The sequence below is a fragment of the Apibacter sp. B3706 genome, from assembly GCF_011082725.1.
Taxonomy (GTDB): Bacteria; Bacteroidota; Bacteroidia; order Flavobacteriales; family Weeksellaceae; genus Apibacter.
The window spans coordinates 337622-360397 of the sequence record NZ_CP049715.1 but is presented as its reverse complement, the minus strand read 5'-3'; the positions used below and the strand labels follow the sequence as shown (position 1 = coordinate 360397).

The window sequence follows — 22776 nt, the reverse complement described above, 5'->3', positions numbered from 1 at the left end:
AATCATAACAAAAGAAAGAACTTAAAGTTCTTTCTTTTTTAAGCGGGTGTAGCTCAGCTGGTAGAGCAGTGGTCTCCAAAACCAAAGGTCGTGAGTTCGAATCTTTCCGCCCGCGCAAAATAATAATAAATGAACGGACTCATTAAGTATTTAAAGGGCGCAATAGAAGAATTTAAAGATCACGTCGAGTGGCCTAAATGGTCCGATCTGCAATCCTCAACAACTGTTGTAGCGATTACATCGATCATTTTGGCTATGTTCTGCTTTGGTGTAGATTGGATTTTTGCTAAAGCGCTTCAGAATATTTATTCTATATTAATAGGATTAAAATCTTAATATTAGGAAGCGATGGATGAAATGAAATGGTATGTACTGAAAACGATCAGTGGGCAAGAATCTAAGGTGAAAATGTATATTGAAAATGAAGTTTTAAGATACGAACATCTTAAAAAAAATCTTGGCCAAGTAGTGGTACCTATGGAAAAAGTAGTACAAATTAGAAACGGAAAAAAAATTCGCAAAGAAAAAGTCTATTATCCCGGATATGTTATGGTTGAAGCTAATTTAATTGGCGAATTACCACACACTATAAAGAATATACCCGGCGTAATTAGTTTTTTAAGTGCTACTAAAGGAGGAGATCCACTTCCAATGAGACGAAGCGAAGTGAGTAGAATGTTCGGTAAAATGGATGAATTATCAGAATCTGAAGATACCGTAAACATTCCTTTTGTATTTGGTGAAACCGTGAAAGTTATTGATGGACCATTTAATGGTTTTAATGGAACCATCGAAAAAATAAATGAAGAGAAAAGAAAATTAGATGTGATGGTGTTGATTTTCGGAAGAAAAACCCCCATTGAATTAAGTTTCTCTCAAGTAGAAAAAATATAGGCTGCTTCCACAGATATAAATAAAACATTTTTAAGTAAAAATTAAAATGGCAAAAAAAATTTTTAAAATGGTAAAACTCCAGGTGAAAGGAGGTCAAGCAAATCCTTCACCACCAGTAGGACCTGCATTAGGTGCTGCCGGGGTTAACATTATGGAGTTTTGTAAACAATTTAATGCCCGAACACAAGAAAAGCAAGGACAAGTATTACCGGTTATCATTACTGTATATGAGGATAAATCTTTTGACTTTGTAGTTAAAACTCCTCCTGTAACCGTTCAACTTTTAGCAGCTTCTAAAGCTAAAAAAGGTTCCGGCGAACCAAACAGAGATAAGGTAGCATCCGTTACTTGGAGCCAAGTACAACAAATTGCTGAAGATAAAATGGTAGATTTAAATTGCTTTACTATAGAATCAGCAGTTAGCATGGTTGCAGGTACAGCAAGATCTATGGGTATTAGAGTAACTGGGCAAAATCCCTTTAATAATTAATTGTAGGAATCATGGCAGTTTTAACGAAAAAACAAAAAGCAGTAGTTGCTAAAGTAGATAAATCAAAACTTTATACATTAGAGGAAGCTTCCAATTTAGTTAAAGAAGTTAATTATACTAAATTTGATGCATCCGTTGATATAGCTGTACGTTTAGGAGTAGATCCACGTAAGGCTAATCAAATGGTGCGTGGAGTTGTATCTTTACCTCATGGTACAGGTAAAGAAACTCGCGTTTTAGCTTTAGTTACTCCCGATAAGGAAGAAGAAGCTAAAAACGCAGGTGCTGATTATGTAGGTTTGGATGATTATCTACAAAAAATAAAAGATGGATGGACAGATGTTGATGTAATTGTTACTCAACCTCAAGTAATGGGTAAATTAGGTCCTTTAGGAAGAGTTTTAGGTCCACGTGGATTAATGCCCAATCCTAAAACCGGAACAGTTACCACTGAAATAGGAAAAGCAATTTCAGAAGTGAAAGCAGGTAAAATAGATTTTAAAGTAGATAAATACGGAATTGTACATGCTGCAATAGGTAAAGTATCTTTCGATGCAAAAAATATTCAAGAGAATGCACAAGAAATTATTTCTACTTTAATAAAATTAAAACCTCAGGCAGCAAAAGGAGTTTATGTGAAAAGTATATACCTTTCCTCTACTATGAGTCCGGGTATTGCTATTGATCCTAAAGGTATTAACTAATTTTAATTTTACCAAAACATGACAAAACAAGAAAAAACAGAGGTAATTAAAGAATTACAGGAAGTACTTGAAAGTACAAATGTATTATATATAGCTGATACTGATGGATTAAATGCACAACAGACTTCAGAACTAAGAAGAGCTTGTTTCAAAGGTGAAATTTCAATGAAAGTTGTTAAAAACACCCTTCTTAGAAAAGCAATGGAAAATGTAGAAGATAAAGATTTTTCAGGTGTTTTTGAAAGTCTAAAAGGAAACTCTACTATTTTCATTTCAGAAAAAGGAAATGCTCCGGCTAAATTAATACAAAATTTCAGAAAGAAAACTGAAAAACCATTACTAAAAGCTGCTTGGATTGATTCTGCAGTATTTGTAGGAGATGCTCAATTAGAAACATTGGCAAATCTTAAATCCAGAGAAGAGCTTATTGGAGAAATTATTGGATTACTTCAATCTCCAATTAAAAATGTTGTTTCTGCCCTTAAATCCGGTGGAAATACCATTGCCGGTTTGGTTAAAACCTTATCTGAAAAAGAAGAATAATTTCACACTCATAATAAATAGTTGTTAAACAAAAATTAAAACAAAATTAAAAATGGCAGATTTAAAACAATTAGCTGAAACTCTAGTAAATTTAACAGTAAAAGAAGTTAATGAATTAGCTGAAATATTAAAAGAAGAATACGGTATTGAACCTGCTGCTGCTGCTGTAGCTATGGCTGCACCTGTTGCTGGTGCTGATGCTGGTGCTGCTGAAGAAAAAACAGAATTCGATGTTATTCTTAAAGCTGCAGGAGCTAACAAATTAGCTGTTGTTAAATTAGTTAAAGATCTTACAGGTAAAGGTCTAAAAGAAGCTAAAGATGCTGTAGATGGAGCTCCTACTCCAATTAAAGAAGGAGTAGCTAAAGACGAAGCAGAAAGTCTTAAAAAACAGCTTGAAGAAGCTGGAGCTGAAGTTGAATTGAAATAATTCATTCTACCTAAAAATAAAGGTTTAGGCCTCCAATTTAACATTGGTAAGGTCTAAGCCTATTTGTGTTTTAAAGATTTTAATATATCATATGAGTAAATCATTGGCGTCAAAAACTCAAAACCCTAAGAGATTTAGTTTCTCTCACTCTAAAGGACAAATTGAATTTCCTGATTTCCTGGATATACAGGTTAAATCATTTCAGGATTTTTTTCAATTAGAAACCCGTCCTGATCAAAGAAAAAACGAAGGACTTTTTAAAACGTTTACTGAAAATTTTCCTATTTCCGATACTAGGAATCAGTTCGTTTTAGAATTTTTAGATTATTTTGTTGATCCTCCAAAATACTCTATTGAAGAATGCATTGAAAGAGGATTAACTTATAGTGTACCACTTAAAGCACGTCTGAAATTATATTGTACCGACCCCGAACATGAAGATTTTGAAACAGTAGTTCAAGATGTATATTTAGGGCCTATTCCTTATATGACACCAAGCGGTTCGTTTATTATAAACGGTGCTGAAAGAGTTATGGTATCCCAATTACATCGTTCACCTGGTGTATTTTTTGGACAATCTTATCATGCCAACGGTGCTAAATTATATTCTTCCAGAATTATTCCATTTAAAGGATCTTGGATGGAATTTGCTACCGATATCAATGGCGTGATGTATGCTTACATTGACAGAAAGAAAAAACTTCCGATGACAACCTTGCTTCGTGCAATCGGTTATCAAAGTGATAAAGATATATTAGAAATATTTGATCTTGCAGAAGAAGTAAAAGTTAATAAATCCAACCTAAAAAAGATGTTAGGAAGGACTCTAGCTGCAAGGGTTTTAAATACTTGGTTCGAGGACTTTGTTGATGAAGACACCGGTGAGGTGGTTTCTATTGAAAGAAATGAAATTATCCTTGACCGTGAAACTGTTTTAGAAAAGGAACATCTTGATTTAATCATAGATTCCGGAATTAAAACTATTTTAGTTCATAAAGAAAACAGTAATGAATTCTCAATAATTCACAACACATTACAAAAAGACTCTACCAATTCCGAAAAAGAAGCTGTAGAATATATCTATCGTCAATTACGTAATGCTGAACCACCTGATGAAGAAACGGCTAGAGGAATTATCGATAAATTATTCTTCTCTGATGCTCGATATTCTTTAGGTGAAGTAGGTCGTTATCGTATTAATAAAAAGTTAGGATTAAATATATCAGAAGATATTCAAGTTTTAACAAAAGACGATATTATCGCAATTGTTAAATATTTAATTGAATTAATCAACTCAAAAGCTGAAGTTGATGATATCGATCACTTATCTAACCGTCGTGTTAAAACTGTTGGTGAACAATTAGCCGGTCAATTTGGTGTAGGTTTAGCTCGTATGGCTCGAACCATTAAAGAAAGAATGAACGTTCGTGATAACGAAGTGTTCACTCCTATTGACTTGATCAATGCTAAAACCTTAACTTCAGTTATCAACTCTTTCTTTGGAACTAATCAGTTATCTCAATTCATGGATCAAACCAATCCACTATCTGAGGTTACCCATAAAAGACGTATGTCTGCATTAGGTCCTGGTGGTTTATCAAGAGAAAGAGCCGGATTTGAAGTGCGAGACGTTCACTACACTCACTACGGTAGAATTTGTCCTATCGAAACTCCGGAAGGACCTAACATCGGTTTGATATCTTCTTTAGGCTGTTACGCTAGAATCAATGACTTAGGATTTATGGAAACCCCATACAGAAAGGTTGTTGATGGTAAAGTAGATTTAGAATCCGAGCCTCAATATTTAACTGCGGAAGAGGAAGAAGGAAAAATTATTGCTCAAGCAAACATCAATATGGACAGCGACGGTAAAATTCTTGATGAGAGAATCGTTGCCAGAGAGGAAGCTGATTATCCGGTTGTTGAGCCTGATAAGGTGGATCTGATGGATGTTGCACCTAATCAAATTACAGGTATTTCCGCTTCATTAATTCCTTTCCTTGAGCACGATGATGCGAACCGTGCTTTGATGGGTTCAAACATGATGCGTCAAGCAGTACCCTTATTGAAACCTCAAGCTCCAATTGTAGGAACCGGTTTAGAATTTCAAGTTGCTAAAGATTCGCGTATCTTAATTAATGCAGAAGGTGAAGGAGTAGTAGAATATGTGGATGCTAACATTATTACTATTAAATACGACAGAACCGAAGAAGAAGAATTAGTTAGCTTTGATTCTGCAAGTAAAACATATAAATTAACGAAATTCAGAAAAACCAATCAAAGTACTTCTATAACGCTTAAACCAATCGTTAAAGCAGGTGATAGAGTTTCTAAAGGTCAAGTTTTAACTGAAGGTTATGCTACCGAAGATGGAGAACTTGCTTTAGGTAGAAACCTTCTAGTAGCTTTCATGCCTTGGAAAGGATATAACTTTGAGGATGCGATTGTTATTAATCAAAGAGCAGTTAGCGAAGACTGGTTTACTTCTATTCACGTAGACGAATATTCTTTAGAAGTTCGTGATACCAAATTAGGTATGGAAGAACTTACTCCGGATATTCCAAACGTAAGTGAAGAAGCTACTAAAGACCTTGATGAAAACGGGATGATCCGTATTGGAGCAGAAGTTAAACCCGGAGATATTTTAGTAGGAAAAATTACTCCTAAAGGAGAATCTGACCCAACTTCAGAAGAAAAATTACTTCGAGCCATATTCGGGGATAAAGCCGGAGATGTAAAAGATGCTTCTCTAAAAGCAGAACCTTCTTTAAAAGGTGTGGTAATTAATAAAAAATTATTTACACGTAACATTAAAGACAAACGTAAAAGAGGAGACGAAAAATTAAAAATTGAACAATTAGAAGCTGAATTTAAAGTAAAGCTTAATGATTTAAAAAATCAACTATTAGAGAAATTATATGTCCTTCTAAATGGTAAAACTTCTCAAGGAATCTATAATGATTTAAATGAAGAAGTAATACCAAAAGGAGTTAAATTCACTCAAAAGCTTTTATCTAGTATTGATGACTATTTTAATTTAGCTGGAGAAAATTGGACCTTAGATGATAACAAAAACAATTCTATTAAAGAATTGCTTCACAACTATAAAATAAAACATAACGATTTACTAGGTTCTCTAAATAGAGAAAGACATACTATTTCTGTTGGAGATGAATTACCGGCCGGTATCGTTAAATTGGCAAAAGTTTATATTGCTAAAAAACGTAAACTAAATGTTGGAGATAAAATGGCAGGTCGTCACGGTAACAAAGGTATTGTTGCTAGAATAGTACGTGATGAAGATATGCCATTCCTAGAAGACGGAACACCGGTAGATATTGTCCTTAACCCATTAGGGGTACCTTCCCGTATGAACATTGGACAGATTTACGAAACAATCTTAGGATGGTGCGGTAAAAAATTAGGTAAAAAATTCGCAACTCCTATCTTCGATGGAGCTACTTCCGAGCAAATCGATGAACTTACAAAAGAAGCAGGAGTACCACAATGGGGAACTACTTATTTATATGATGGAGGAACCGGAGAACGTTTTGAGCAAAAAGCAACTGTGGGAGTTATCTATATGTTGAAATTAGGACATATGGTTGATGACAAAATGCACGCACGTTCAATCGGACCATACTCATTAATTACTCAACAACCATTAGGAGGTAAAGCTCAATTTGGAGGTCAGAGATTCGGAGAAATGGAGGTTTGGGCTTTAGAAGCTTTCGGAGCATCAAACATTCTAAGAGAAATTATAACAATTAAATCTGATGATGTAATAGGTAGAGCTAAAGCCTATGAATCAATTGTTAAAGGTGAACCAATGCCTGAACCGGGTATACCTGAATCATTTAATGTATTCTTACATGAATTACAAGGTTTAGGGTTGGATGTAAGATTGGAAGAATAAATATTTCTTTCTTAACTCTTAATAAATTTAAATTTTTTTCAATTTAATTGATTACAAAATAATGGCAGTTAAACAAAGAACTAGCAAATTTAGTAAAATTATAATCGGATTAGCTTCTCCGGAAAGTATATTACAACAATCTAGAGGAGAGGTTTTAAAACCTGAAACAATCAATTATCGGACTCATAAACCTGAACGAGACGGTTTGTTTTGTGAAAGAATATTCGGTCCGGTAAAGGACTACGAATGTGCTTGTGGGAAATATAAAAGAATACGTTACAAAGGAATTGTTTGTGATCGATGTGGAGTTGAAGTAACGGAAAAAAAAGTTAGACGTGAAAGAATCGGACATATCAACTTGGTAGTGCCTGTGGCACATATCTGGTATTTCCGTTCTTTACCCAATAAAATTGGATATTTATTAGGTATTCCATCCAAAAAACTGGATATGATTATCTACAACGAACGTTTTGTAGTAATTCAAGCCGGAATAGCTAAAAAATTAAATGGTGAAGAATTAGAACATCTTGAATTTTTAACGGAAGAAGAATATTTAGATATATTAGAAACTCTTCCTATTGAAAATCAATATTTAGATGATTCTGATCCGAATAAATTTGTTGCCAAAATGGGAGCAGAATGTTTGGAAGAACTTTTAAAGAGAACAGATTTAGATGCTTTATCTTATGAATTAAGACATAAAGCCAATAATGAATCTTCCAAACAAAGAAGAACAGAAGCGTTAAAACGATTACAAGTAGTTGAATCTTTCAGAGATGCTAATTCCAATGGTCGCATTAACAGACCGGAATGGATGATCATGAGAGTGATACCTGTAATTCCACCGGACTTACGTCCGTTAGTTCCCTTAGATGGAGGGCGTTTTGCTACTTCTGACTTAAATGATTTATATCGTAGGGTTATTATCAGAAACAATCGTTTAAAACGATTAATTGAAATTAAAGCCCCTGAAGTTATTTTACGTAATGAGAAGCGTATGCTTCAGGAAGCTGTTGATTCTTTATTTGATAATACCAGAAAATCATCTGCGGTTAAATCTGAATCTAACAGACCTTTAAAATCTCTGTCTGATTCCTTAAAAGGAAAACAAGGACGTTTCCGTCAAAACTTATTAGGTAAACGTGTGGATTATTCTGCTCGTTCGGTAATTGTTGTAGGTCCTTCCCTTCAACTTCATGAGTGCGGACTTCCTAAAGATATGGCTGCAGAGCTTTATAAACCTTTTATCATTCGTAAATTAATTGAAAGAGGAATTGTAAAAACTGTAAAATCTGCCAAGAGAATTATTGAAAGAAAAGAGCCGGTAGTTTACGATATCCTGGAAAATGTAATGAAAGGACATCCGGTATTGTTGAACCGTGCCCCTACTCTTCACCGTTTAGGTATTCAAGCATTTCAACCTAGAATGATTGAAGGAAAAGCTATTCGTCTTCACCCGTTAGTTTGTACTGCGTTTAATGCAGACTTTGACGGTGACCAAATGGCAGTGCATTTACCTTTAGGACCTGAAGCTATTTTGGAAGCTCAATTATTGATGTTAGCTTCTCAAAACATTTTAAATCCGGCTAACGGATCTCCTATTCAAGTACCTTCACAAGATATGGTTTTAGGATTATATTATATGACTAAACCATTAACACCTACGGACGAAATTAAAGTTAAAGGACACGGATCTATTTTCTATTCTTCAGAAGAGGTAGACATTGCTTATAATGAGAAAGCAGTAGATTTAAATGCTATCATTAAAGTAAAAGCAACAGTTGTAGAAGGTGAAGAATTAGTTGAAAAAATGATTGAAACTACTGTAGGGCGCGTGTTATTTAACAAAATCGTACCTAAAAAAGTAGGTTTCATCAATGAAGTATTGACTAAAAAATCATTACGTAACATTATCGGTACCATATTACAAAGAACCGATTTCCCTACCACAGCTAAGTTTTTGGATGATATGAAAACTTTAGGATATGCTACTGCATTTAAAGGTGGATTATCATTTAGCTTAGGTGATATTAAAACTCCTGAAGAAAAGAAAATCATGATTCAGGAAGCGAATGAACAAGTGGATGGGATCAGAGCTAACTATAATATGGGATTAATTACCAATAATGAAAGATATAATCAGGTAATTGATGTTTGGACTAATACTAATGCACGATTAACAGATTTAATCATGCAACGAATGAAAACCGACAAAGGTGGATTCAACTCTGTATATATGATGCTTGACTCCGGTGCACGGGGATCTAAAGAACAGATTCGTCAGTTAGCAGGTATGCGTGGATTGATGGCAAAACCTCAAAAAGCGGGATCTTCCGGAGGTGAAATTATTGAAAACCCTATTATCTCTAATTTCCGTGAAGGACTTTCCATCCTTGAGTACTTTATTTCTACTCACGGGGCTCGTAAGGGTCTTGCAGATACTGCATTAAAAACCGCTGACGCAGGTTATTTGACTCGTCGTTTAGTGGATGTGGCACAAGATGTTATTATTAATGAACAAGATTGTGGAACTTTAAGAGGTATCGAAATTTCTCCGTTGAAGAAAAATGACGAAATTGTTGAACCATTATCTGAAAGAATTTTAGGACGTGTATCTCTTCATGATGTATACCATCCTGATACAGATGAGCTATTAATTGAAGCAGATCAAATGATAACTTCCGAAATAGCTAAATTAATTCAACAATCCGGAATTGAATCAGTAGAAGTTCGTTCGCCTTTAACTTGTGAATCTAAAAAAGGTATTTGTGCTAAATGTTATGGTGTAAACCTTTCAACCAATAAATTAATCAACAAAGGAGAAGCGGTTGGAGTTATTGCAGCTCAATCTATCGGTGAACCGGGTACACAGCTTACCTTAAGAACCTTCCACGTGGGAGGTACTGCAGGAAACGTTGCAGAAGTTAGCAGCATTGTTGCTAAAAGAGACGGAAAAGTTGAGTTTGATGATATTAGAACTGTTGAAAGTGAAGACGAAAACGGAAATAAAGTTTCAATCGTTGTTTCTCGTTCCACAGAATTTAAATTATTAAATGCGGAAGGAAACATTCAAATGCTTACCAACATCCCGTATGGTTCTACTTTATTAGTTGAATCAGGTGATGAAGTTAAGAAAGGAGATATCATTTGTAAATGGGATCCGTATAATGCAATTATACTTTCTGAAACTGCCGGTAAGATCGAATACGAACAAATTGAGCAAGGTTCCACTTATCAACTAGAAATAGACGAACAAACCGGATTTGAAGAAAAAGTAATTTCAGAATCTAGAAATAAAAAATTAATTCCTACCTTAAAAATATTAGATACTAAAGGGAATGAGTTAAAATCAATTAACTTACCGGTTGGTGCACACCTTATCGTAAATGATGGTGAAAAAATTAAGGCAGGAAGAATCTTAGTAAAGATACCAAGAAGATCAGCTAAAGCAGGGGATATTACAGGTGGTTTACCACGTGTTACCGAGCTGTTTGAAGCACGAAATCCTTCCAATCCGGCTGTTGTTTCAGAAATTGACGGTGTAGTTAGTTACGGTAAAATTAAGAGAGGTAATCGAGAAATAGTTATTGAGTCTAAAACCGGTGAAATTAAAAGATATTTGGTTAAATTATCTAATCAGATTCTTGTACAGGAAAATGACTTCGTACATGCTGGAGATGCCTTATCTGACGGTGCTATAACTCCTAACGATATTCTTAACATCAAAGGGCCTACTGCCGTTCAGGAATATTTGGTAAATGAAATTCAAGAAGTATACCGATTACAAGGGGTAAAAATCGATGATAAACATTTCGAAATTATTGTTCGTCAAATGATGACTAAAGTAGAAATTGTTGATTGCGGTGATACTAAATTCTTAGAAGGTAATCTTGAACATAAGATTGACTTTATTGAGGAAAATGATCGTATTTTCGGAATGAAAGTTATTACTGATCCTGGAGACAGTTTGGAATTAAAAGCCGGACAAATCATTACTTCAAGAGAACTTCGTGATGAAAATTCTAAATTGAAACGTGAAGATAAGAAATTGGTTGAAGCCAGAGAAGCGCTTCCGGCTACTGCCAGTCCTGTATTACAAGGTATTACAAGAGCCTCTTTACAAACTAAATCATTTATCTCTGCAGCATCTTTCCAAGAAACAACTAAAGTTTTAAATGAAGCTGCTGTTGCCGGTAAAGTTGATTATCTAAACGGATTGAAAGAAAATGTAATTGTAGGACACAGAATCCCTGCCGGTACCGGTTTAACTGAATATCAACACGTAGTTGTAGGTTCGAATAAGGAATTTGAGGAAATGATAACCGAAAAAATTTAACCAAAAACTAATTCGAAATGGAAAATCAAAATCAGAATCAACAAGACTTAAATATTGAATTGACGGATGAGGTAGCTTCCGGGGTATTTTCAAATTTGGCATTAATAAATCATTCTCCGACTGAGTTCGTAGTAGATTTTATACAAATAATGCCGGGGGTCCCTAAGGCTAAAGTTAAATCAAGAATTATTTTAACTCCTGAACATGCGAAACGATTATTAACAGCTTTAACTGATAATATTCAAAAATTCGAACAACAATTTGGTGCAGTTAAAGATGATACCTACCATTTAAATTTTGGTCCTAAAGGTCAAGCTTAAATAATCTAAAAGTCAACAAATTATTTATAATAATAATGAAGCCGAGGGTTTACCTCGGCTTTTTTTGTTAATGGTTTAATAGTTTACATCATAAAAGGCCGATATTTTTATAATATAGACAACTAAATAAAGGAATTAATTTGTGAATTATGTAATTATTTAACAATTATTTTACGATAATTAAAAAATATATTATATATTTGAAACGATAAATTAATGTATTAGATATGAGAGTAAACCGAATTTTCTTAGGATTTTCGTTTATCTTCTTGGGTTCGGCTTTTGCCTGGGCTCAGATGAAAACGATTAGCGGGAAAGTTCTTGGGAGTGACGGTCAGCCACAAGCTGATGTTTCTGTTACGATACAAGGATCTACCAAAAAAACGTATACTGACGACTCAGGAAATTTTTCAATTGATGCTGAACCCGGACAAACCATCGAAATTTTATCATTTGATGACGAAACTGCAAGTTTTATTGTTAATGATCAAAGTTTCTATGATGTGGTTCTACAGCCTCTAGTTACAGAAAACAAAGAACCTGCTGAAAAAAAGGAAACAGTAATTGAAGGAGTCGTGGTAACTGCTTTAGGTATCACAAGAGAAAAAAAGTCGTTGGGTTATGCGACTCAATCAGTAAATGGCGACGATCTTTCCGTTACCAGGGAAAGTAATCCAATTAATTCACTTTCGGGAAAAGTTTCGGGATTGCAAATCGTTAATAATAGTGGAACCATGGGAGGTTCAACACAAATCAGATTAAGAGGAATGAGGTCTCTATCTCAATCCAATAAACCTCTTATTGTTGTAGACGGTATTCCTTTAATAGATCAAAATATCAATGATAAAAACACTGAACGAGGAGCCGGTGGTATTGATTATGGAGATTCATTCGGTGATATTAATCCCGACGATATAGCAAATATTTCCGTGCTTAAAGGAGCTACTGCCGCGGCATTATACGGATCCAGAGCCATGAATGGAGCTATAATGATTACTACAAAAAAAGCAAAAAGAGGTAAAACTGAGATTGTATTTAATTCAGGTGTTGTATTTGACAAAGTTTACAAAATGCCTCATCAGCAAAAATTATATGGTGGTGGCGGAAGCAAAACATTTGCAACAAAAAATATTAATGGTGTGGATTATCTGGTGGTTGACTATAGAACCGATGAATCTTGGGGTCCAAAATACGATCCGAATGTTAAAGTCTTACATTGGAATGCATTCGATCCTGAATTTTCAAATGATTATTTAGTTGCAAAACCGTGGATATATCCTAAAAATGATTATAAGAAATTTTTCAAAACCGGTGTAACATATAATAATGGTATTTCTTTTAGCAGAAGTGTTGAAAATACTAATATCAGATTGGGATATAATAATACTAAATCATCCGGAATAACTCCAAATTCAGACTTAACTAAAAATTCATTATCCATGAATCTGAATTCAAAATTATCTGATGATTTAAAAATAAATGCTTCTGCAGCTTATACTTCTACAAGAGGTTTCAACAGACCTGAAGTGGGATATGACAATAACAACATTATTCAAAAAATGTTTCATTTTGGTCAAACCTCATTAGACTATAATGATCTACAAAAATATGAGTTAGCAGACGGTACACAAAGAACTTGGAACAGAGAATCTTGGGATAATCCAAAACCTGCTTATTCAGATAATCCTTATTGGACTATAAACAAAAATACCAATAAAGACAATAGAGATCGTTTATATGGTACCGCCGGTTTAATTTATAATTTAACAAAAGATATGTATGTAAATGGAAAGGTAATGCTTGATACCTATACTCTTCATACAGAAAACAGGACTGCTGTTGGATCACATGCTCTTTCTCAATTTAAAATTTCAGAGAGAAAATATACTGATCTAAATTATGAAGCAACTTTACATTATGACAAAAATATAGGGAACTTTTCACTTAACTCTTTTGCCGGAACTAACCGAAGGGAATATACATATAGAAGAATGAATGGAAAAACTAAAGGAGGGCTAATTATAAGAGACTGGTATAATCTAAATAATTCATTAGAGCCGTCTTTAGTTATGAATGAAAAAGAGAAGAAAAGAGTAAACAGTTTGTTTTATTCATTTAGTTTAGGATATGACAATTTTGTATTCTTAGAAACTACCGGTAGAAATGACTGGTCTTCTTCATTACCTTCTAAAAACAATTCTTTTTTCTATCCATCAGTAGCAACCAGTTTTGTAGTTACTAGATATCTTACCAGCAATTGGTTGGAATTTTTAAAAATTAGAGGGGGATATTCTGAAGTTAGAAATGATACTGATCCTTATCAACTCATCAATACATTTTACAATATAGATGAGGATGAGGATCCGAATTATGGCAGCTTGTATTTAAAAGATCCTTGGTTTTGGTTAACAACTGTTGCTAAAACAGATAAATTAAAACCCGAAAAATTGGAATCTTTTGAATTAGGGGTTGAGTTTCAAATGTTCCAAAGAAGATTAAATGGGGATATTTCATTATATCAAACTACCACCAAAGACTTAATAACTAAAGTACCTTTAGACGGTTCTGCCGGTTTCAAATATGCAATGATGAATGCCGGAAAATTAGTTAATAAAGGAATAGAAGTTTCATTGAATATAGTTCCAATTAGACAAGAGAATTTTAGATGGGATTTTAATTATAATTTTTCAAAATCTGATAATGAAATCAAATCTTTGAGTGAGGATTTAAGTTCACTAACCATAGCTAAAGCTCCATTTAATGCTTTTGTCGTTGCACTACCCGGGTATAGATACGGACAAATTTACGGGACAGACTTTGTTTATAAAGATGGAAAAAAAGTAGTGGGTAGTAATGGGTTATATCTGAAAACCGATAAAAACGTACCCTTAGGATCAATACTTCCCGATTTTAACATGAGCTTTAGAAATTCCTTCACTTACAAAAATTGGAATTTAGGATTTCAAATTGATTGGCAAAAAGGCGGTAAATATTTTTCAACTACTCATATGTGGGGTATGAGCTCCGGAATATTACCTGAAACTGCTGCAAATGGAATTAGAGAAAACGGTATTATCGTAGACGGCGTTAAAGAAAATGGAAAACCTAATGATATTAGAGTTTCGGCAACAGAATATTCTAAGCATTTTTTTAGTGGACCTAGTGCACAAAATGTATTCGACGCGGATTACATCAAACTGCGCGAATTGTCAATAGCTTATTCTCTTCCCTCTCAATATTTAGGAGATTTTATTAATTCCATAACATTTTCTGCCTTTGCAAGAAATTTATTTGTATGGGGATTAGATTGGAAATCTATGGATCCTGAGGTCGCTAATTATGGTAGTGGAAATGCTTCAGGAATTGAAGGAGGATCTATGCCTACTACCAGATCATTTGGAGTTAATGTGCAAGTTAAGTTCTAAATTAAAATATTCAATATGAAAAAAATAACCATTTATATAGCTTCTCTAATTTTTCTATCTACCATTGTATCTTGCGACAATGATTTTGAAAACATCAATACCAATCCCAATAATCCGGAGAAAGTTCCCGGTTATACTACTTTTAGATACGGTAGCCGATATTTTATTGATAACACTCGAGATGAATGGGGGTCCGGAAGAATGGTTCTTCCTTGGATACAGTATTGGTGTCAGGTAAATTATACGGAAGAAGATCGATATCAGTATAGAGACGGAGCTAATCAAAACTTATGGAAAGATTATTATCGCGCTGCAGAAAATCTTAAAACCTCCATTGAATTAGTAGAAGCCGATCCGATAAGCAATGTGCAATTTGGTGCTATAAACAATCAAATAGCTGTCGCAAGAATAATGTTAAGTTATTTATTTATGCAACTTACAGATACTTACGGAAATGTTCCTTATTGGTCTTACGGGGGACAATCTAATCCGGATTTTCAGGCTTTACAGGTTGAAAAATATAAAACTCCAAAATTTGCTTCACAAATAACCATATATAAAGACATTTTAAAAGAATTAAAAGAAGCTTCCAGCCAACTTGATCCTTCTGAAAAAGTCACTACAGGAGATCACATGTATGAAGGTAATGCGGTAAAATGGAAAAAATTTGCCAATTCATTACGTCTAAGATTAGCTAATCGTTTAAAAAGCGTTTTACCTGAAGCCTTAGCCGAAGCTAATGATGCGATTTCAATGGGTGTATTTACATCTAATGATGATAACGCAGTATTTGCGTATGGAAATACTACATCAGATGCTAATCCAATGTGGATGGCTTATTTTGTTAAAAATAGAACTGATTTTGCAGTAACCAATACTTTTATTGAATTATTAAAAGGAAAAACAGGTAATTTTTCTGCTGATCCAAGACTTTATAAATTCTCCTCTCCTAAAAAAGCAAGTATCGACGATGTAAAAAATAATACGTATATATCATCCACTAATTTAGATGATTATGAGGGGATGCCTTATGGTGTTAAAAGCGAAATGGCATCTGAAGTGTTCACCTCCAGCACTATTTCTTTCCCTAGTTATGACGTTTTACATATTAACAGAGGTGAAGTACTTATGGAATACGCTGAAGTTGAATTTATATTATCCGAATTAAATAATTGGGATCAAGCACATTATGAAAGAGGTGTAAAAGCTTCGTTTGATAAGTGGAATGTATCTGCTGCAGAACAAACAGCCTTTTTAAGCACTTTGCCGCCGGCAAATGAAGAAAATGTACTAACACAGAAATATATTGCACTTTATATGCAACCTCATGAGGCATGGGCAGAATATAGAAGAACAGGGTTTCCTAAAACTTTATTATTACCTAATCAATCGCATACTCTTCCGGCGTATAATAAAACTCCCGAAGGAACTACGTATACTTTTATGCCTTTAGTCAATAATATGACTGATCTACCGACTCGTATTCCTTATCCTTCTCATCTTTCTACACAGAATTCAAAAAATTATTATGAAGCTGTTAAAGGATTGGGAGGACCTGATGATATGAAAACAAAATTAGTTTGGGATGTAAATTGATACTTAGTTAAAATTTCATATATAAATAACGCTCTGTTTAATTATAAACAGAGCGTTGTTTATTTATAAAGCGATTTTTTAAATTTAATATTCTACCAGTAATTGAATATCCTGTGTATACTTTTTTAACTCATCTAGACCTCCTAAAAAGGAAAGTCCCAATATAAAGCTGAATTGAGAGACTACTGCATCACAATTTTGTACCAATTTAGCACATGCAGAAGCTGTTCCTCCTGTTGCTAGAACGTCATCATGAATTAGAATTCTTTGTCCCGGCTTAATGTGTCCTTTTTTAACTTCAATAATTGCTGAACCATATTCTAAATCATATTCTTGGGAGATTATCGGAGGAGGCAATTTCCCTGCTTTACGTACCAATATAAACGGCAAACCAAGCTCCCTGGCAATTTGAACTCCGAATAAATACCCCCTACTCTCAATACCACAAACTGCATCAATTTTACCTCTACTTAAATCAGCAAAAGCTTTTACAATTTTGGAACACAAATCTGCATTTAAAAATATGGGAGAAATATCTTTATATTGAATGCCTTCTTTTGGAAAATCTTGAACTCTATCAATATGTAAATCTATTTCTTGGCTTAAACTTAATTCTTTCATTCAATTCATTTTTAATTTTACTTAAAATATCTTATTTCCAAGTATCTTCTTTTATTTCTTTAGTTTCTGTATTTATTATTAACCAATTATCTTTAACTTTTTTTAGTATAAAATTTTGAGTTAAAGTTTTTATTTTTCCATTAATGTCTTTGATCTGATATTGTACATTAACAGTTTGTTTATCATCATTCTTTTCTTCTAATTGTGCGTTTATTAAGTTAGTAGCAGCAATAGTTCCAAATCCATTGGTAGTAGACGAAAATTGATCTAAAGAAGTCCATTTAGGATTCTGTGCTAAATTATAAGCCTCGGAATATTGTTTATCACCAATTAATTGTATAAATTTTTTAACATTGTCCAACGCAACTTGTTTATTTATTTCATCCTCTATAGGAGTGGATGCATCTCTTGTTTTGGATAAATCTATAGGAATACCCGACAGTTTACCGTATAGATATTTATCTTCGGCATTAATCTTTATTTCAACATCTAAGGAGGATGTCGCCAATTTTTTGTTATCAAACATAAAAAAAGGAATTTTAATACCTTTATTTAATGAGGGATCTCCCACTGCCGAAGAATTAATTTCTCTTTGGATTACATATACTATGGTACCATTGTTTATAAATGATATGGATAAAGTCAATGGTAAATCAGCATAAAAAATTTCTGATCCTGAATCATCAATTAATTCGGGGTATAAATAAAATCCATCATTGATGGTTTCATCTTTGCTAATAGGAGAATAACGAATATTGATCCGTGTTGCTTTTTCTATTTGTTTAAGTTTTTGCTCAGCTTCTGTTAATGGCTTTAAATCATTATCGAATACAGAAGGATCTACTGAGTTCATGGATGTGCTGGACCAAGGAATCTTGTTTTTCTTTGCTATATCCTCTGCTATATCAAAAATTTGTTCGGCATTTTTACCATTAAGTAAAGTATAGAGTTGTTCCCATCTCTTATTTTCATCAGATCCTTCTGTTTTAAACTTATAAATCAGTTTAACCGCTTCTTGAATTTTATCCTGTTGTAGGATAGTCAATTTGGACGATATAGATTTTACACTTTTAGTAAAGGTTTCCTTTGATGTCCCGTCAATTACCTTATATTCTTTTTCACAAGAAGAACATAAGAAAATAAAGGTTAACCCTATCAAAAATATTTTTCTCATAAAAGTATGTTTGTCACAGGTAAAAATACATTAATTATTTTTAACGATATACCCCGATATTTTTAATGATGAAAGATTTTTATAAGTAATTAGTGCTTTGGTTTCATAATCTATGATATTCAATCCGGCATATTTGGCAATGGCGTGTCCACCGGCAATATCCCAAAAATTAATGGGACTTAATCGTGCATATTCGTTTGCTTTTCCTTCAGCTACCAGGCCAATTTTAATGGCGCTGCCCATCTGTAAAACAACAATTTCTGAATGTTGTAATTTTAAGTTTTTTATATATTCTTCATCCACATGACTATAGTGGGAACGACTTGTTAAAACGGTATATTTTTTTAAATCGGGTTTTAAAGGTAATGTAACGGATTGTTTCAGTAGTTTGTCCGTAAGATCATCTTCATTCAGTAACGCATATAAATCTTCATACTTTCCATTCCATTTATAGCTACCTAATCCTTCCGCTGCAAAATAAAACAATCCCATAGAGGGAGCAGCTAAAACTCCGAGCAAAGAAGTTTCGGGAGTCAATAAGCCAATTGAAATACAATATTCTCCGGTTTTATTCACATATTCTTTAGTTCCGTCAATTGGATCTACACACCAATATTTTTCCCAACTTCCCATTACCTTTTCCGATTCGTGCTCGGTTTCTTCACTTAAAATAGGAATTGATGTTTGTTTTAAATAAGTGGTAATAATTTCATTTGACTTAAGATCACCCGTTGTTACGGGTGATTGGTCTTTTTTTAAGGAAACTGAAAAGCCATCCTCATATATCTTATGGACTTCTTGAGAAGCTTCTATAGCAGCTTTTAGCGCTATATTAATTAGTTTTTTCATTAGTATGAATCATTTGTATTACCTTTTTGAGATAAGGCTTTTGCCGAAGAAGTTCCAATTCTTTTTACTCCCATTTCAATCATTTTCACTGCTTCATCATAAGTTCTAACTCCACCAGCTGCTTTTACCGGCAAGGGTTGAGAATATTTAAGCATAATTTCCATTGCATGGAACGTCGCTCCATTGGGTTTTCCCTCTTCTGCTTGGTAAAAACCGGTGGAAGATTTCACAAAAATGTTACCAAAATCATTCTTTTCAAAGTTTTCTTGAGCCCAGGTGGAAAAATAAGAGCAAATGGATTGGATTTGTTCGTCAGTTAATGCCGCAATCTCAATAATCCATTTAACCACTTTAGATGCTTTTAAACCTAATGACGTTCCGGTAATAAATTCTTGTTTAATTAAATCGATATATCCCTTTTTAAAAGCCTCATAGTTGATTACATAATCCAACTCATCCACTCCATCTTCAATAGCTTTCTGTGCCTCTGCAATTTTTTCAGTTAATGAATAGGTACCTTCATGAAACCCAATGACGGTTCCTACTTTTACCTCAGAATTAACTTTTTGAATCATTTCTTTCACTTTTTTAATGTATTCGGGACGAATCATTACTAAATAAAAATGATTTTCAATTGCTTCTTCAGTAAGTTTTTTAACTTCTTCCCAAGTTTGTTCTTCGGTTAATCCACTTTGAGAAGGTAGCTTAAGGTAAGTTGAATCTAAATACTTTGTTATATCCATTTATCTTATAATTTTTAATTGTGTTTTTAGGGTATAATTTGTCGTGAAATACTTTGTTCTAAAGAAATAATGGTTTCAGTCCTTTCTATTCCCTTGATATTTTGTATCTCATTTCTTAAAACCGACATGAGATGATCATTATCTTTACATAATATTTTGATGAAAATAGCATAATTTCCTGTTGTAAAATGTGCTTCGATAATTTCAGGAATTTGCATCATGCTTTTAATGGCTTCTTTGTACTGGGCCGATTTTTCAAGAAAAATACCCACATAAGCGGTAGTTTTATATCCTAATAATTTATAATTCAAAGGGGTAACCGGATCTTCTATGATTTTTGCTGCTTCCAGTTTTTTAATTCGTTGATGAATTGCTGTGGATGAAACTCCTACCTGTTTTGCTATTGTTGAAACCGGTATTTTCGAATTCTCCATTAATGCTTTTAAAATGATTTTATCGATACCGTCTAATTCTACTGTATGTATATCTGATATTCTCATTTTTCGGTAAAATTACAAATACTAAATTAATATTATACAATTTTATATTTTATCTTTTATATTTTTAACAATTTCTACAAGATTTAAATTATTTTTACTTTTTGCCCTTGTATTTAAAAATAAGTACCTTTGGGATTAATAATTTTAAATAGCTGTACATGCAGGACAATATGCTTAATCATCCCGGATTAATTACCATATTCGCGGTTTCGATTATTATTATGCTACTTCTTGACTTAGGAATTCTCAATAAAAAATCTCATGCTGTTTCTAATAAGGAAGCTGCGATATGGTCGGTGGTTTGGATATCATTAGCCATGATTTTCAGTGGGATTATTTATTTTGTTTTTAAAGGGGCTGATGGATCAAAATTCGCCCTTGAAAAATTCTCTCAATTTCAATCTGCTTATTGGATAGAAAAAGCACTATCCGTTGACAATCTTTTTGTATTTATAATGGTTTTTGGATTTTTTAAAATTCCAAAAGAATATCAACATAAAATTTTATTTTGGGGTATTATTGGTGCCTTGGCTTTCCGCGCCGTATTTATTTTCTTAGGTGTAGAAATGATTAATAAAACCTATCTTCCTCCTTTTTCCATCGGAAATTTTCATTTTATTTTAGACCAACAAAGTGCGGAACATGCCGATTATAGTCAAATGCTGTTTTTCAGGCCTAATATAATTTTAACTATTTTTGGATTCTTCCTTATATATGCCGGTATCCATTCTTGGACATCTAAAGATGATGACAACTCCGACAAAAAAAATCTAAATGAGAGTTTCGGTGCTCGTTTTGTAAAACGATTTTTTAAAGTATCTGATGAATTAGACGGAAGTAAATTTTTTACAGTTAAAAATGGGATTAAAATGGCAACCCCTTTATTTACTGCTCTAGTTATCATTGAATTTACTGATTTAATTTTTGCCGTGGACTCCATACCTGCTATCTTCGCTATTGCACCTAATGATCCGTTTATATTATATACCTCTAATATATTTGCCATTTTAGGTTTGCGATCTCTTTACTTTTTACTGGCTAATTTTATGTATATGTTCAGTAAATTAAAATATGGATTGGCTGTGATCTTAAGTTTTATAGGAGTTAAAATGTTGGTAGCTCCTTTTATACATATTTCATCCATAGTTTCTTTAGGAGTTGTGGCAGGAGTACTTATAATTTCAGTATTGCTTTCATTAACTTTTCCTGAAAAAAAAGAAAAAAATGTTTAATAATTTAAAATAAAAATTAGAATTTACAATGAATAAACCTATTTCGGAATTTATTGAAAAATATTTTTTACATTTCAATTCTGCAACCTTAGTAGATGCTGCTAAAGGTTATGTAGCTCATCTTAAAGATGGGGGTAAGATGATGATTACTATGGGAGGTGCCATGAGTACCGCTGAATTAGGAAAAATTTTGGCTGAGATGATTCGCCAAGATAAGGTATCCATTATTTCTTGTACGGGAGCTAATTTAGAGGAAGACATCATGAATTTGGTGGCTCATTCCCACTACAAGAGAATTCCTGAATATCGCGACCTGACTCCTCAACAAGAATGGGAATTACTTGAAAATCATTTAAATCGTGTTACAGATACGTGTATTCCGGAAGAAGAAGCTTTTCGACGTATCCAACAACATATTGAAAAAATATGGAAAGATGCAGACGATAAAGGAGAAAGATATTTTCCTCATGAATATATGTATCAAATGCTTCGTTCGGGAGTATTGGAACAATATTACGAAATAGACCCTAAAGACAGTTGGATGTTGGCCGCTGCTGAAAAAAATTTACCTATTGTAGTTCCGGGTTGGGAAGACAGTACTATGGGTAATATTTTTGCTGCTAATGTGATTAAAGGAAATTTGAAAGCTTCAACCATGAAAAGCGGTATTGAATATATGATATATTTAACCGAATGGTACCGAAACAATTCGGAAGGTAAAGGTGTAGGATTTTTCCAAATAGCCGGAGGAATATCCGGAGATTTTCCTATTTGTGTAGTTCCTATGATGTATCAAGATTTAGAGTGGGAAGATGTTCCGTTTTGGAGCTATTTCTGTCAGATATCGGACTCAACCACCAGCTATGGCTCATATTCGGGGGCTGTTCCCAATGAAAAAATAACCTGGGGAAAGTTAGATATTGATACTCCTAAATTTATTATTGAGAGTGATGCAACTATTGTAGCTCCGTTAGTCTTTGCTTATATTCTAGAAATGTAGTAA

18 protein-coding genes and 1 tRNA gene are annotated in these 22776 nt (G+C 33.5%); 14 read left to right on the top strand and 5 right to left on the bottom strand.

From position 1 onward, the window contains the following. Positions 1–42: 42 nt before the first annotated feature. From G8C41_RS01635 to G8C41_RS01580, 12 genes are all read left to right on the top strand, one after another. Positions 43–115 (top strand) — tRNA-Trp (locus G8C41_RS01635). Positions 116–129: 14 nt separating this feature from the next. Beyond that, positions 130–336 (top strand): preprotein translocase subunit SecE, encoded by a 207-nt coding sequence (secE, locus tag G8C41_RS01630; protein WP_105298062.1) that lies wholly within the window; start codon positions 130–132, stop codon positions 334–336. 12 nt (positions 337–348) lie between these two features. Beyond that, complete coding sequence (gene nusG / locus G8C41_RS01625; RefSeq protein WP_105298063.1) at positions 349–894, top strand: transcription termination/antitermination protein NusG; 546 nt, start codon at positions 349–351, stop codon at positions 892–894. A 46-nt stretch (positions 895–940) separates the two neighbouring features. Beyond that, a complete protein-coding gene (gene rplK / locus G8C41_RS01620; protein WP_105298064.1) occupies positions 941–1384 on the top strand; it encodes a 50S ribosomal protein L11 in 444 nt (147 codons plus the stop codon). 11 nt (positions 1385–1395) lie between these two features. After that, positions 1396–2088 carry a 50S ribosomal protein L1 gene (gene rplA / locus G8C41_RS01615; RefSeq protein WP_105298065.1) on the top strand — a complete coding sequence of 231 codons (693 nt, stop codon included), beginning with the start codon at positions 1396–1398 and terminating at the stop codon, positions 2086–2088. Between the two features lie 18 nt (positions 2089–2106). Beyond that, a complete protein-coding gene (gene rplJ, locus G8C41_RS01610) occupies positions 2107–2631 on the top strand; it encodes a 50S ribosomal protein L10 (RefSeq protein WP_105298066.1) in 525 nt (174 codons plus the stop codon). Positions 2632–2683: 52 nt separating this feature from the next. After that, entirely contained in the window at positions 2684–3061 is a 378-nt protein-coding gene (gene rplL, locus G8C41_RS01605; protein ID WP_105298067.1) for a 50S ribosomal protein L7/L12, read from the top strand. 91 nt (positions 3062–3152) lie between these two features. Then, positions 3153–6977 (top strand): DNA-directed RNA polymerase subunit beta, encoded by a 3825-nt coding sequence (gene rpoB / locus G8C41_RS01600; protein ID WP_105298068.1) that lies wholly within the window; start codon positions 3153–3155, stop codon positions 6975–6977. 61 nt (positions 6978–7038) lie between these two features. Next, on the top strand, positions 7039–11313 hold the full coding sequence (rpoC, locus tag G8C41_RS01595) for a DNA-directed RNA polymerase subunit beta' (protein ID WP_160557118.1): 4275 nt from the start codon (positions 7039–7041) through the stop codon (positions 11311–11313). 17 nt (positions 11314–11330) lie between these two features. Beyond that, positions 11331–11633, top strand: a complete 303-nt coding sequence (locus G8C41_RS01590; RefSeq protein WP_105298070.1) for a DUF3467 domain-containing protein — start codon at positions 11331–11333, stop codon at positions 11631–11633. 227 nt (positions 11634–11860) lie between these two features. Continuing rightward, entirely contained in the window at positions 11861–15058 is a 3198-nt protein-coding gene (locus G8C41_RS01585; RefSeq protein WP_166005911.1) for a SusC/RagA family TonB-linked outer membrane protein, read from the top strand. Positions 15059–15073: 15 nt separating this feature from the next. Continuing rightward, positions 15074–16654, top strand: a complete 1581-nt coding sequence (locus G8C41_RS01580) for a SusD/RagB family nutrient-binding outer membrane lipoprotein (RefSeq protein WP_166005910.1) — start codon at positions 15074–15076, stop codon at positions 16652–16654. An 84-nt stretch (positions 16655–16738) separates the two neighbouring features. On the opposite strand, the gene G8C41_RS01575 is transcribed toward G8C41_RS01580, so the two are convergent. The 5 genes from G8C41_RS01575 to G8C41_RS01555 are packed head-to-tail and all read right to left on the bottom strand — an operon-like array spanning position 16739 to position 20541. Next, positions 16739–17275, bottom strand: coding sequence for an adenine phosphoribosyltransferase (locus G8C41_RS01575; protein ID WP_160541910.1), 537 nt, complete (start codon positions 17273–17275; stop codon positions 16739–16741). A gap of 31 nt (positions 17276–17306) precedes the next feature. After that, a complete protein-coding gene (locus tag G8C41_RS01570) occupies positions 17307–18449 on the bottom strand; it encodes a hypothetical protein (protein WP_166005909.1) in 1143 nt (380 codons plus the stop codon). Positions 18450–18479: 30 nt separating this feature from the next. Then, positions 18480–19298, bottom strand: coding sequence for a 3'(2'),5'-bisphosphate nucleotidase CysQ (locus G8C41_RS01565; protein WP_160567065.1), 819 nt, complete (start codon positions 19296–19298; stop codon positions 18480–18482). Then, entirely contained in the window at positions 19298–20041 is a 744-nt protein-coding gene (deoC, locus tag G8C41_RS01560) for a deoxyribose-phosphate aldolase (RefSeq protein WP_166005908.1), read from the bottom strand. Before deoC ends, G8C41_RS01565 begins: the two co-directional genes overlap by 1 nt. A gap of 26 nt (positions 20042–20067) precedes the next feature. After that, positions 20068–20541 carry an Lrp/AsnC ligand binding domain-containing protein gene (locus G8C41_RS01555; RefSeq protein ID WP_160541906.1) on the bottom strand — a complete coding sequence of 158 codons (474 nt, stop codon included), beginning with the start codon at positions 20539–20541 and terminating at the stop codon, positions 20068–20070. A gap of 158 nt (positions 20542–20699) precedes the next feature. Here G8C41_RS01555 and G8C41_RS01550 point away from each other — a divergent pair, with 158 nt between their 5' ends. Then, positions 20700–21773 (top strand): TerC family protein, encoded by a 1074-nt coding sequence (locus tag G8C41_RS01550; protein WP_166005907.1) that lies wholly within the window; start codon positions 20700–20702, stop codon positions 21771–21773. Between the two features lie 28 nt (positions 21774–21801). Then, the gene (locus G8C41_RS01545) at positions 21802–22773 is read left to right on the top strand and encodes a deoxyhypusine synthase family protein (RefSeq protein WP_105298079.1); all 972 of its coding nucleotides are present in this window, start codon (positions 21802–21804) and stop codon (positions 22771–22773) included. Positions 22774–22776: the final 3 nt, after the last annotated feature.